This window comes from Bacillus sp. GbtcB10, from assembly GCF_019091365.1.
Classification (GTDB): Bacteria; Bacillota; Bacilli; order Bacillales; family Bacillaceae; genus Bacillus; species Bacillus altitudinis.
In genome coordinates this window covers 670,102-682,650 of sequence record NZ_JAGXJP010000001.1, presented here as the reverse complement: position 1 = coordinate 682,650, position 12,549 = coordinate 670,102, and the positions used below count along the sequence as shown (strand labels likewise).

General features: G+C 43.7%; 11 protein-coding genes. All 11 read right to left on the bottom strand.

The features are described from left to right. Nucleotides 1-2: 2 nt before the first annotated feature. A complete protein-coding gene (gene rlmN / locus KVT11_RS03700) occupies nucleotides 3-1,091 on the bottom strand; it encodes a dual-specificity RNA methyltransferase RlmN (protein WP_007499669.1) in 1,089 nt (362 codons plus the stop codon). Nucleotides 1,092-1,094: 3 nt separating this feature from the next. Beyond that, nucleotides 1,095-2,438: a 16S rRNA (cytosine(967)-C(5))-methyltransferase RsmB gene (gene rsmB / locus KVT11_RS03695; protein ID WP_048002837.1), complete on the bottom strand. Its 1,344-nt coding sequence runs from the start codon at nucleotides 2,436-2,438 to the stop codon at nucleotides 1,095-1,097. Then, nucleotides 2,425-3,378, bottom strand: coding sequence for a methionyl-tRNA formyltransferase (gene fmt, locus KVT11_RS03690; protein ID WP_008344890.1), 954 nt, complete (start codon nucleotides 3,376-3,378; stop codon nucleotides 2,425-2,427). The genes rsmB and fmt overlap by 14 nt, the downstream gene beginning before the upstream one ends. A gap of 5 nt (nucleotides 3,379-3,383) precedes the next feature. Further along, nucleotides 3,384-3,866 carry a peptide deformylase gene (def, locus tag KVT11_RS03685; RefSeq protein ID WP_017359337.1) on the bottom strand — a complete coding sequence of 161 codons (483 nt, stop codon included), beginning with the start codon at nucleotides 3,864-3,866 and terminating at the stop codon, nucleotides 3,384-3,386. Between the two features lie 15 nt (nucleotides 3,867-3,881). Then, nucleotides 3,882-6,290 (bottom strand): primosomal protein N', encoded by a 2,409-nt coding sequence (gene priA / locus KVT11_RS03680; protein WP_017359338.1) that lies wholly within the window; start codon nucleotides 6,288-6,290, stop codon nucleotides 3,882-3,884. Then, nucleotides 6,287-7,504, bottom strand: a complete 1,218-nt coding sequence (gene coaBC / locus KVT11_RS03675) for a bifunctional phosphopantothenoylcysteine decarboxylase/phosphopantothenate--cysteine ligase CoaBC (protein ID WP_116306845.1) — start codon at nucleotides 7,502-7,504, stop codon at nucleotides 6,287-6,289. Before coaBC ends, priA begins: the two co-directional genes overlap by 4 nt. Before the next feature lie 115 nt (nucleotides 7,505-7,619). Next, entirely contained in the window at nucleotides 7,620-7,823 is a 204-nt protein-coding gene (gene rpoZ, locus KVT11_RS03670; RefSeq protein ID WP_008344896.1) for a DNA-directed RNA polymerase subunit omega, read from the bottom strand. Between the two features lie 3 nt (nucleotides 7,824-7,826). Then, complete coding sequence (gene gmk / locus KVT11_RS03665; RefSeq protein ID WP_007499680.1) at nucleotides 7,827-8,441, bottom strand: guanylate kinase; 615 nt, start codon at nucleotides 8,439-8,441, stop codon at nucleotides 7,827-7,829. A gap of 9 nt (nucleotides 8,442-8,450) precedes the next feature. Continuing rightward, the gene (remA, locus tag KVT11_RS03660; protein WP_008344898.1) at nucleotides 8,451-8,720 is read right to left on the bottom strand and encodes an extracellular matrix/biofilm regulator RemA; all 270 of its coding nucleotides are present in this window, start codon (nucleotides 8,718-8,720) and stop codon (nucleotides 8,451-8,453) included. 76 nt (nucleotides 8,721-8,796) lie between these two features. Further along, nucleotides 8,797-9,672, bottom strand: coding sequence for a YicC/YloC family endoribonuclease (locus KVT11_RS03655; protein WP_074042029.1), 876 nt, complete (start codon nucleotides 9,670-9,672; stop codon nucleotides 8,797-8,799). A gap of 83 nt (nucleotides 9,673-9,755) precedes the next feature. Next, a complete protein-coding gene (locus KVT11_RS03650) occupies nucleotides 9,756-12,431 on the bottom strand; it encodes a calcium-translocating P-type ATPase, SERCA-type (RefSeq protein ID WP_007499684.1) in 2,676 nt (891 codons plus the stop codon). Between the last annotated feature and the right edge of the window lie 118 nt (nucleotides 12,432-12,549).

The window sequence follows — 12,549 nt, the reverse complement described above, 5'->3', positions numbered from 1 at the left end:
CGTCACCTCGTCTCTTCCTGACGCTCCTTCGCTCTTAGCTGACCGCAAGCAGCATCAATATCATGGCCTTGCTCTCGTCTAATCGTTACGTTTACGCCTCGTTCTTTCAGCGTTTTTTCAAATAGGAAGATTTGTTCTCTTGGTGTTCTCACGTAATCTCTTTCTGGTACATAGTTCACCGGGATGAGGTTTACATGGCATTTGATTCCTTTTAATAAATCAGCAAGTTCTTCTGCATGATGGACTTGATCATTGACTCCGCCAAACAGACCGTATTCAAAGCTCACGCGTCTGCCTGTTTTTTGAATGTAATATTCAATAGCTTCCATTAATTTTGGCAGCTTGTATGCCTTATTGATTGGCATGAGGCGGCTTCGAATGTCAGTATTTGGTGCGTGCAGGGAGACAGCAAAGTTGATTTGCATTTGCTCATCCGCAAATTGATAAATCTTTGGAATGATCCCGCTCGTCGAAACGGTAATATGACGTGCACCAATATTTAAACCGTTGTCATGGTTAATGATTTTAAGGAATGCAAGCATTTCATCAAAGTTATCAAACGGTTCGCCAATACCCATGATGACAACTGAGCTGACGCGTTCATCTGTTTCATCAAGCGCCTGTTGTACTTTCAATACTTGGGCCACAATTTCTCCCGCCTCAAGGTTACGTTTCAAACCGCCAAGTGTAGATGCACAGAATGTACAACCAATTCGACAGCCAACCTGTGTTGTGACGCAGACAGAGTTGCCATATTCGTGGCGCATCAGCACGGTTTCAATGGTATAGCCATCGTGTAATTCAAATAAGAACTTGATCGTTCCATCTTGAGAAGTTTGTTTGATCACTGTTTTTAAAGTCGTGATGGCGAATTGATCTTTTAATTTTTCTCTTAATTCCTTTGAAAGGTTAGACATTTCATCAAAGGATGTGACGCGTTTTTCATAAAGCCACTCAAAAATTTGTGTTGCACGGAAAGGCTTTTCGCCTTGTTCCTTTAACCAGTCTTTGATTTCATTTAGCTCAAACGAGTAGATCGACGGCATGTCTGTTTTCAGTTCTTTTCTTACTTTTTGTTTTTGTTCTGTCATTTTTTATCCCTTCTTTCTCATGCTGCAAATAAAGAAACCATCTGTTCCGAAATAATGAGGAAGAATTTGTACACTTCCGTTTTGAACAAACGGAGCAACCTGCTCAGGCAGCCGTTCATTAAGAGATAGATCGGGTTCGAAGTCTTGGTGTTCTTGTAAAAACGCATGAATCACTTGTTGATTTTCTGTTGGATCCATTGTACATGTACTGTATACAAGGGTTCCGCCTGGCTTTAGCAGCTGGGCTGTTTCATGCAAGATCGATTGCTGAATTGTCGCAAGTCTTGCTGAGTCTTCCGAGGACTTTGTATATTTCATATCTGGTTTTCGTCTGATGACGCCAAAACCTGAACATGGTGCATCAATGAGAATACGGTCAAACGAAGCATCATCATAATGGTCGGATGCTTTTCTTGCATCAAGCGCTTTTGCCTCAATATGCGTTAAGTTTAGACGCTTTGCTGCCTGTTTGATCAGTTTTACTTTGTGCTCATGTAAATCAAGAGACACAATCTTCCCCTCATCGTTCATTCGCTCTGCGATATGTGTTGATTTACCACCAGGAGCGGCACAGGCATCAAGCACCATTTCTCCCGGCTGAGGATCCAGCGCTCTTGCGACAAGCATGGAGCTTTCATCTTGAATCGTGACAAAGCCCTCTTGAAAGAAAGGAGTGGATACGATAGATCCTTTCATGAGTTTGAGTGCATCCTCAGATAAGTCGCCGAGCTCTGTCTCAATTCCTGCATCCATGAGTTCTTGCTGCAGTGCAGTGCGGTTTTTTTTCATTTGATTGACACGCAATGTCTGCTTTGGCGGGACTAAATGAATACGGCACATGCTTTCTGCTGCTTCAAAACCGTACGCCTCCACCCATTCTTGTACGAGCCACAATGGATGGCTTGTCTCTATTGAGAGCCTTTTTACCGGATCTTTGATCGCATCAAATGATGGCACGCCTTCTCTTTGCACAGAACGAAGAACGCCGTTGACTAGTGAAGAAATGCCTTTATGTCCGCGCTTTTTCGTTAGCTCCACTGCTTCATGGATGGCTGCACGATCTGGAATTTTTTCAAGGTAAACCATCTGATAAAGAGACATCCGCAAAAGCTGCATCACCCATGGAGCCACTTTTTGCGGTTTTTTCACAAAGGGTGTGAGCATATAATCAAGTGCCAGCTTGTTTTGCAGTGTACCGTATACAAGTTCTGTTAATAGCGGTTTGTCTTGATCGGAAAGTTCTTTCTCTTTCATCACTGACTGCAAAAGCAAGTTACTGTAGGCTTGATTTTGTTCGAGTTTGATTAAAGCGTCCAGCGCTATTTCTCTCACATTACTTTTCTTCATTGATTAACCCTAATTTCTGTCCAATTTCGATATTTGCGCCTCTTAAGAAGTCTTCACCGCTCATTTTTTTCTTTCCAGCGGGCTGTACACTCGTTAATAAAAGGCCTTGCTGATTTCCTGTTCCAACGACTGGTCCTTCTTTTTGAAGCTCAATCACTTTCCCAGGTTCTTCTGGTGCTTGAAGCGGAACTTTTTTCGCTTCCCATACTTTTAAGTTAGCACCGCTCCATTCAGTATAGGCAACTGGCCATGGATTTAAGCCGCGAACTTGGTTGTAAAGCTCTTCTCCTGGCTTGGTCCAGTCTAATCTTTCCTGCTCCCGCTTAATATTTGGTGCATACGTTGCTGCCTCTTCATTTTGCGGAATTGGCGAGATAGACCTGCTTAACACATTTGGAACTGTGTCTTTTAATAAGGCCGCACCAGCCACACTTAATTTATCGTGCAGTGTTCCGACGTTGTCTAATTCATCAATTTCTACTTCTACTTTGCTAATCATGTCACCTGCATCAAGCTTTTCTACCATATACATGATCGTCACGCCTGTTTTCTTTTTGCCTTGCAGGATCGCATAATGGATCGGTGCACCGCCTCTTAGTTCTGGCAGCAGTGAGGCATGAACGTTGATACAGCCAAATTCAGGTTCATCAAGTAATCTTTTTGGCAAAATTTGTCCGAACGCTGCTGTTACGATTAAATCTGGCTTTAACGCAAGCACTTTATCAATTTCTTCATCAAGACGTACCTTTTCAGGCTGTAAAACTGGAATGCCGTGTTTTAAGGCTTCTACTTTCACAGGAGGCGGCGTCAGTACTCGTTTTCTGCCTTTCGGGCGATCTGGCTGTGTGACGACCCCGACCACTTCGTATCCTTCTGTTATAAGTGTTTGCAGCACAGGTACTGAGAAATCAGGGGTTCCCATAAATACGATACGTGCCATTTTCTTCACCCTTCCATTTCCGCAAGTTCTTTTTCTGTATAGGTTTGAATGATCTTCGACGTGAATAATACACCGTCTAAGTGATCAATTTCATGCAATAAAGCTCTTGCTAAAAATCCTTCTGCTTCTATTGTAAATGGTTTGCCTTTCTTATCAAAGGCTTTCACCTTCACATAATTTGGTCTTTCAACCGTTCCGTATAAAGATGGAAAGCTCAGGCAGCCTTCAATGTCTGTCTGGCTTCCTTCCACTTCAAGAATCTCAGGATTTACCAAATCAATCCTCCCAGAATCTTCTCCGATATCGACCACGGCGATTCTTTTTGAGATGCCAATTTGTGGTGCGGCTAGGCCGACTCCATCTAGTTCAAGCATTGTATCATACATATCATCCAGCAGTTTTTTCAGTTTTTTATCGAATGTATCAACAAGCTCTGTTTGTTGTTCAAGCACGTCTGCAGGATGTAAGACTATCGGTTTGATTGCCACGAAAAGACCTCCGTTTTACATCATCATATATGGATTCATATCGATTGATATCATCAACTGTTTTTGTTCCATTTCTTTTTGATAATGATCTTGTATTTTTCGTAATAAACTTGCCAGTTCATTTTCCCTTTTGTATTTTATCACGCATTGATATCGATATCTATCTTTGATCTTAGCGATCGGAGAAGCAGCAGGACCGAGAATTCTTGTATTCGGTGCACAATTCATTTTCAGGAACTGAACAATTTTGTCTGTGACATGCGCTGCCTTTGTCACTTCTTCATGTGATACAGTCACCATCGCCAAAAAATAAAATGGCGGATAGGACTGATGACGACGGTGCAGCATCTCCTGCTCATAAAAGGCTTCATAATCATGCTGTTTGGTTAATTCAATACTATAATGCGAAGGTGTATATGATTGAATAATGACTGACCCCGCTTTTTCATGACGTCCCGCCCGTCCGCTTACTTGCGTGAGAAGCTGAAACGTTTTTTCACTTGAACGAAAATCAGGGATGTGAAGAGACGTATCCGCACTAAGGACACCGACAAGTGTAACATCTGGGAAGTCTAATCCTTTTGCAATCATTTGCGTCCCAAGCAGTATATCCGCTTCTTTGTTGCCAAAGGACGTGAGAAGCTTTTCGTGCGCACCTTTCCGAGAGGTTGTATCTACATCCATTCGGATGACCCTTGCTTCTGGCAATACCTTCGTCAGCTCTTCTTCCACACGCTGCGTGCCTGTACCAAAATAGCGAATATGCTCACTATGGCATTCTGGACATTCTGCAGGTACAGGAGCTTCGTGACCGCAGTAATGGCACTTCAGCCGTTTTTGAAAGCGGTGATAAGTAAGAGAAATCTCACAATGTGGACATTGTTCCACATATCCGCAATCACGGCACATCACAAAGGATGAATAACCTCTTTTATTGAGAAATAAAACTGCCTGCTCTTTCCTTTCAAGTACTTCTTTTAACCTGAGCATTAATTCTTCTGAGAACATGGAGCGGTTGCCGTTTCTTAATTCTTCTCTCATATCAATTAACGAAACGTGCGGCAGCTGCTGCTGATTGACGCGCCGTTTGAGCGTCAGCAGTGTATACACACCCTTTTTCGCACGCGCATATGACTCAAGTGAAGGCGTTGCACTGCCCAATACAACCGGACATTGGTGCCGCCCTGCTCGTTCAATGGCCACATCTTTTGCATGATAACGAGGCATTTCCTCTTGTTTATAAGAAGATTCATGTTCTTCATCTATAATGATCATTCCTAGATTCTCAAACGGGGCAAAAACCGCTGATCTTGCGCCAACGACAAGCTTGACTTCCTTGCGGTGGATTTTCCGCCATTCATCGTATTTTTCCCCAGTCGATAAGCCGCTATGAAGAACAGCCACATTGGACCCGAAGCGCTCTTTAAAACGCTGGACCATTTGAGGCGTTAATGAAATTTCAGGAACTAGGACGATCGCTTCTTTTCCCTTTTGGAGGACATGATCAATCGTCTGTAAATAAATTTCGGTTTTACCGCTTCCTGTGACTCCGTGCAGTAAAAACGTTTCATGTTTGTCATCGCTCACTGCTTGATGAATGGGTTTTGCCGCTTCTGCTTGCTCTGCTGTGAGATCAAGAGGAGTAGACGGTGTAAACTCCCTATCCCGATAAGGATCTCGATAAATCTCTTCATAGCTTTCTGTTAACAGACCTTCTTGAATCAAGGCTTTTATCGTTTGAGAACTAGCACCTGTTTGCTGCTGCAAATCTTTTGCTAAAAACGTCGTTTCATTCGTTTGAAGTAAAAAGGCAAGCAGCGCCTTCTGTTTCACCGCATTTTTCTTTAACTGTTCCTGCTTTTCTTCAAGTTTTTCTTTCGTAACTGCTATCTGAAGTGTCCGCACCTTTTTCTTTCCGGATTTTTGTGAGACGTGATATCTGACTTCTAGATGGCCTTTTTGGACATGCTTTTGAATAGGCTTCAGCTGTTCAGGCGGAATGTCAGCGTAAAGGATGCTCTCTTGCTGACCGAAAAGCTCTTTCAATGACTGCGGAAGTTCCTCAGCTGATAACACCTGAATTTCTTTTTCATATTTTGCTTTCATCGCTGCTGGAAGCATCGATTGAAGCGCCGTAATATGATAGGACAATGTTTTTTCCGTCAGCCAGTGGGAAAGCTCCAATAGCTCATCTGTCAGAACAGGAGATAAATCAAATAAATCGACAATGTCCTTGATGTTTCCTGACTGTACGTCTGTTTCTTCTTTGATTTTTGTCACAAACCCTTGAATCTTCCTTGGGCCAAAAGGAACCACTACCCTCATACCAGCCTTGACAAGGCCTTTAAAGCGGTCTGGCACACGATAGTCAAATGGCCTGTCAATGGCTTTCGTTGTGACATCGACGATCACTTCAGCAATCATGCTCGATCACGCTCTTTTGGCAGCAGCTGTTTTGCCTCCTGTAAGATTTCAAAGGCAAGGTCTTTTTTACTCATCATTGGCAGCTCTTTTTTTGTTCCGTCTGCTTTGATCAATGCTGCGACATTCGTATCTGTGCCAAAGCCTGCGCCCTCTGCTGCAACATTGTTCGCGACAATCATATCTAAGTGCTTGGATTCGATTTTCTTTTTCGCATAGTATTCTACATCCTGCGTCTCAGCTGCAAAGCCGACTAGCACCTGATGTTCTTTTCTTTTCCCAAGCTCTTTTAAAATATCTTTCGTCCGCTTAAATTCAACCGCTAGTTCACCGTCTTGTTTTTTCATTTTATGAGAATACGTCGTGACAGGCGTATAATCAGCAACGGCTGCTGATTTAATCACTATATCTGCTGTCTCGTATACATCTAACGCTGCTTGATACATCTCCTCAGCCGATTCCACTTGCACCACATCCACATGCTCAGGCGCAGTTAACGAAACAGGTCCTGAAATGAGCGTGACATCAGCCCCCATTTGCTCGGCAGCTTCTGCAATGGCATAGCCCATTTTCCCAGAAGATCGATTTGAAAGAAAACGAACAGGGTCGATCACTTCTCGTGTAGGGCCAGCTGTGACCACGACTTTTTTACCTGAAAGCGGCAAACTGGCTTGCTCATCAAAAAACGCACGGATGTGTTCAACAATTTTTTCAGGCTCCTCTAAGCGTCCTTTTCCAATGTAGCCGCATGCTAAATAGCCTTCACTTGGCTCTATAAACCGGTAGCCGTCTTCATATAAAGTGCGGATGTTCCGCTTGACAGCTGGATGGTCATACATGTGCACATTCATAGCCGGTGCAACCCATACAGGAGCTGTTGAAGCAAGCAAGGTCGTTGTGAGCATATCATCAGCAAGTCCTGCGGCCATTTTACCAATGGTATGTGCTGTTGCAGGGGCAACAAGAATGAGATCGGCCCAGTCAGCTACATCAATATGCGCAATGACTTTTGGATTGTTTTCTTTAAATGTATCCACATACACCTCATGCCGAGATAGGGCTTGAAAGGTGAGCGGAGACACAAACTCACGGGCAGATTCTGTCATAATCACTCTTACGTTTGCGCCTGCCTGTACGAGTTTACTAGTGAGTGCAGCTGCTTTATATACGGCGATTCCTCCGCTGACGCCGAGCAAAATATTTTTTGACTGTAACATTTGTTTGTCCCCCTTAACGGCCTTTTTCACAAATTCGTCTACAATTCAAAAAAGTCAAAACCAATCATAGTTTTGACTTTTTTGAACGTATCGTATCTGCATGGCAGAAGCGATGTTATTCTTGCTCTTCTTTTTCAAATGTCAAAAGACCAGCATCGATTTCTTCAAGAGCTTTCCCTACAAATTTATAGGATTTTGTGTTTTCGATTTGTTGATCTTGATGGATTTGCATTTCACGTGCACGGCGTGCAGACACTGTGACAAGTGTATATTTTGAGTCAAGTTTGTTCATCAATGAGTCAATTGAAGGATCTAACATGGTTTATTCTACCCCCAGCATTTTTTTATATCTTGGTGCGACTCTGTCTCTTCGCAGGTGCTCTGCAAGGACGATCGCTTTAATTCTTTCACATGCAAGCTCGACATCGTCGTTTTCAACGACATAGTCATAAGCATCCATCATTTCAATTTCTTCTTTTGCAGCAGCCATTCGGTTACGGATGAGATCCTCAGATTCTGTCCCGCGTGTAATAATGCGGTTTTGAAGTTCTGAAAGACTTGGCGGTGCAAGGAAAATAAAGAGACCTTCCGGGAATGCTTCTCTTACTTGAAGTGCACCTTGCACTTCGATTTCAAGGAAAACATCTTTTCCTTCGCTCAATGTTTGTTCTACATAGTCAACAGGCGTGCCGTAGTAATTCCCGACATATTCTGCCCATTCTAACAGCTTTTTGTTTTCAATCATATGTTCAAATTCTTCCCTGGTTTTAAAGAAATAATCAACACCATTTCTTTCACCTTCACGCGGTTTGCGGGTTGTCACAGAAATAGAGTATTCAAATTTCGTATCTTCCTGGGAGAAAATGGCTTGTCTGACCGTTCCTTTTCCAACTCCCGAAGGTCCAGAGAGAACGATTAAAAGTCCTCTTTCTTTCATAATGGCGTATTACCCCTGCCCTTCATCTATGATTTCTTCTTTTACAGAAAGTCTTTGCGCGACAGTCTCAGGCTGAACGGCAGATAAGATGACATGGTCACTGTCCATAATGACAACAGCACGGGTTCTTCTTCCGTATGTCGCATCAATGAGCATGCCTCGATCTCTTGCGTCTTGTATCATTCGTTTAATCGGTGCTGATTCCGGACTGACGATCGAAATCATCCGATTCGCTGAAATGATGTTTCCAAATCCGATATTGATCAACTTTATGGTCATCTTCTTTCGTCCCCCTGTAATATAAACGTCTCTAGTCTCGCCGAAAGAGACGCACTGTAAACAGCATACACAATGACTATTCTATATTTTGCACTTGTTCTTTTATTTTTTCAATAGCGCTTTTCATTTCAACCACGAGCTTTGTTAAATGGTGATGGTTTGCTTTTGATCCAATCGTGTTCACTTCACGGTTGAGCTCCTGTACAAGAAAGTCAAGCTTTCGTCCGGCAGCGCCGCCTTGCGTCAAAATTTGCTGGAACTGCTGAAAATGACTTTTCAGCCTGGTAATCTCTTCTGTAATGTCACAGCGATCCGCAAAGATGGCCGCCTCTGTGGTCAGCCTGCTCTCTTCAAGCGCCTCTCCGATCCATTCTTGCAATCTTTGATTCAATCGTTCTTTGTACTGACTCACAACCTCTGGTGCAAACACTTCGATTTCTTCTGTAAATGCCTCGAGTTCAGACAGCCTGAGTTCACAGTCTTTTTGAAGTGATGTTCCCTCCTGCTCTCTCATGAAGCAAAGCTCCTTGACAGCTTCTTCACAAGTGTCTATCAACAAATGCTCCAGCTGCTCATTTCGGCTGACTGACTCTTCCACCTGAACAGCCTGTTCCAGCTTCAGTAAGTCATGTGCATGCTGAATACCTGAAATATGATAGCGGTCCTCAAGGTCTTTTGCGGCTTTCATATATTCATCAAGCAGCGGCCAGTCAATCTGTAAAGACCGGCTTGCAAGTTTACCGCCTTCAATCGTAACAAACAGCTCAATTCGACCGCGCTGCACGTGACGAAGAATGATTTTTTTTAATGTATCTTCGAAATATAAAAGCGGCCTCGGCAAACGGGCATGAACCTCTTTAAAACGGTGATTGACCGATTTTAGCTCAACTGACACTGTCAGTTCACCATCCGTTTTACTCGCTTGGCCGAATCCCGTCATACTGCGTATCATGTGAAAACACCCAATTCTTTCATATTAATAAAATGAAAAAGGTAATAGCAGACACTATTACCTCAAAATTATACCATAACCAATTATTTTTTTCTTGTCAAAAGTGATCCTGCCAGTAAAAAAGTTGGCAATGCAGACATACCGATGATCAGAAGCCAATCGACTGGTGCGACTGCCACCGTTTTGAAAATCGGCTGAAGCGGCGGATAATAAATGACCACAAGCATCAGCAGAAGGGAAGACACAACGGCGCCGATCAAGTACATATTCCCGAATGGATTGCGTTCAAAAATAGACCGTTCACTGCGGCAGTCAAACACATGAATGAGCTGCGCCAAAACGAGTGTGCTGAATGCAACCGTCTGCGCATATTGAAGATTGTTCGGATCACGGTGATACACAAACATAAAGGCTAACAAAGTGGCAATCCCGATCAGAAACCCTCTTGATATGACCTTCCAACCAAGCCCTCTTGCAAAAATCCCCTCTTTCATGTTGCGCGGCTTTCTCTTCATGACATCGCCTTCTGGTTTATCCATTCCAAGTGCCATAGCCGGCAAGCCGTCTGTGACAAGGTTTACCCACAAAATTTGAATTGGAACGAGAGGCAATGGAAGCGCAAGAAGCATCGCAAACAGCATGACCAAAATCTCTCCCACATTCGATGCCAGCAAATAGCGGACAAATTTGCGAATGTTTTCATAAATATTCCGGCCCTCTTTAATAGCGGATTTAATGGTCGCAAAGTTGTCATCAAGCAAAATAAGAGAAGAAGCTTCTTTGGCAACGTCTGTTCCGGTAATCCCCATGGATATGCCGATATCCGCTTGTTTAATCGCTGGCGCATCATTCACCCCATCACCTGTCATCGCGACAATATGGCCATTTTTTTGATAGGCCTTCACAATTCTCAGTTTATGCTCAGGTGATACACGGGCAAAGACGTACACATCTTCTGCTGTTTGCTCCAGCTCTTTGTCGCTTAGCTGATCCAGAGCTTTTCCATCAAGCACCTTTCCTTGCTTCGGTAAGAGACTTAAATCTTTAGCGATCGCTTTAGCCGTTTCTACGTGATCGCCTGTAATCATTACTGTTTTAATGCCAGCATCCCGGCATTCTTTAATCGCTCGTCTCACTTCAGGACGAGGTGGATCAATCATGCCCTCTAGACCGATAAATGTGAGGCCAGTTTCTGCCTGCTGAACAGATGTGATTTTTTCTGTCAGGCTTACTTTTTTATATGCAATCGCAATGGTTCTAAGCGCTTGTCTTGCTAAACCTTGAATGGCAGCTTCTGTTTCTTGCCGGTGGGCCTTTGAAAATGATGCGGTGCGTCCGCCGTGCATCATATGACTTGAACGGTTCATCAGCACATCTGGCGCCCCTTTGGCAATGACATACCGCTCCTTCTGATTCGTTTCCACGACGACTGACATCATTTTTCTTTCAGAGTCAAAAGGGAATTCCTCCACCACACGAAATCCCGCTTCGATGAATTGCTCTGTAAAACCCGCTTTACGCGCAGCGGTTAGAAGTGCTCCTTCTGTCGGATCGCCATCAAGTCTCATCTCGCCGTCTTTTTCAACGATGGTCGATGTATTACAAAGTGCTCCGTATAATAGCACCTTTTGCAGGCTTGGATGTTTGTCTACATGGACAAGTTCTCCGTTTAAGGTAAAATCACCTGACGGCTCGTACCCAGTGCCAGAAATATTCCACGTTTTCCCCTCTGCCCATACATGTGTCACTGTCATTTTATTTTGTGTCATTGTGCCTGTTTTATCTGAGCAAATAATCGAGGCACAGCCAAGTGTTTCCACAGCCGGCAGCTTTCTGACAATGGATTTTTGTTTAATCATCCGCTGCACACCTAGGGAAAGTGCGACAGTGACGATCGCCGGCAGTCCTTCTGGAATCGCAGCAACAGCGAGAGATACACCCGCTAAGAACATATGATACAAATCATGACCTTGCACCACACCAAGAACAACCACAAGCACAGTTAAAAATAATGCAGCCACAATTAAAATTTTCCCCAGCTGCTCAAGGCGTCTTTGCAGCGGTGTTTCCATATTACCTGCTGAATCAAGCATACCGGCAATTTGTCCCATCGCCGTATTCATCCCTGTACCAATGACAACCCCTACACCGCTTCCTCTTGTGACAAGCGTCCCCATAAAGGCCATGTTCGTCAAATCTCCAAGCGAGACATGATCTCGTGAGAGCGGACTCGCATGTTTGACCGCTGGGATGGACTCTCCAGTGAGGGCAGATTCTTCGATTTCCAAACTCTTTGTTTCTAGTAATCTGATATCTGCCCCAATTCGGTCCCCGCTTGAAAACTTCACAATATCTCCCGGCACGAGGTGCTTGGACGGGATCTTGACCCATTCATTGTTTCTCCTTGCATAGACATGCGGCGTTGATAATTCCTTTAGTGCTTGGAGGGACTTTTCCGCACGGCGTTCCTGATAAAAGCCAAGCACACCATTTATCAGCACAATCGCCACAATCGCCACAGCATCAATATATTCACCTAAAAAGGCAGAAATAATCGTTGCCGCAAGCAGGATTAACACCATAAAGTCTTTAAATTGCGCTAAAAAAATAACGAACGCCGACGCCTTTTTCCCTTCCTGTAATTCATTTGGCCCATGCTTTTCAAGCCGCTTTTGCACATCTTTTTCTGACAGTCCGTCACCTATCGATGTATTCATTGTTTTTAATAAATCGGTTTGGTTCAGTTCATGCCAATTCATTTGACCTCGTCCACTCCTCTTTTGTTCTCTCTCTTATGCAGTGTTCTATAAGCCAGTTTATTCAGACTCGTCCTAAATCATGCTATAATAATAAGACTGCCTAAAGAACGAGAAAACG

What these genes read in the sequence shown, in the direction of transcription:
- coaBC (WP_116306845.1), bottom strand. Translation starts at nt 7,504, where the DNA reads ATGTTACAGTCAAAAAATATTTTGCTCGGCGTCAGCGGAGGAATCGCC.
- gmk (WP_007499680.1), bottom strand. Translation starts at nt 8,441, where the DNA reads ATGAAAGAAAGAGGACTTTTAATCGTTCTCTCTGGACCTTCGGGAGTT.
- rlmN (WP_007499669.1), bottom strand. Translation starts at nt 1,091, where the DNA reads ATGACAGAACAAAAACAAAAAGTAAGAAAAGAACTGAAAACAGACATG.
- KVT11_RS03650 (WP_007499684.1), bottom strand. Translation starts at nt 12,431, where the DNA reads ATGAATTGGCATGAACTGAACCAAACCGATTTATTAAAAACAATGAAT.
- rpoZ (WP_008344896.1), bottom strand. Translation starts at nt 7,823, where the DNA reads ATGTTAGATCCTTCAATTGACTCATTGATGAACAAACTTGACTCAAAA.
- remA (WP_008344898.1), bottom strand. Translation starts at nt 8,720, where the DNA reads ATGACCATAAAGTTGATCAATATCGGATTTGGAAACATCATTTCAGCG.
- KVT11_RS03655 (WP_074042029.1), bottom strand. Translation starts at nt 9,672, where the DNA reads ATGATACGCAGTATGACGGGATTCGGCCAAGCGAGTAAAACGGATGGT.
- rsmB (WP_048002837.1), bottom strand. Translation starts at nt 2,438, where the DNA reads ATGAAGAAAAGTAATGTGAGAGAAATAGCGCTGGACGCTTTAATCAAA.
- priA (WP_017359338.1), bottom strand. Translation starts at nt 6,290, where the DNA reads ATGATTGCTGAAGTGATCGTCGATGTCACAACGAAAGCCATTGACAGG.
- fmt (WP_008344890.1), bottom strand. Translation starts at nt 3,378, where the DNA reads ATGGCACGTATCGTATTTATGGGAACCCCTGATTTCTCAGTACCTGTG.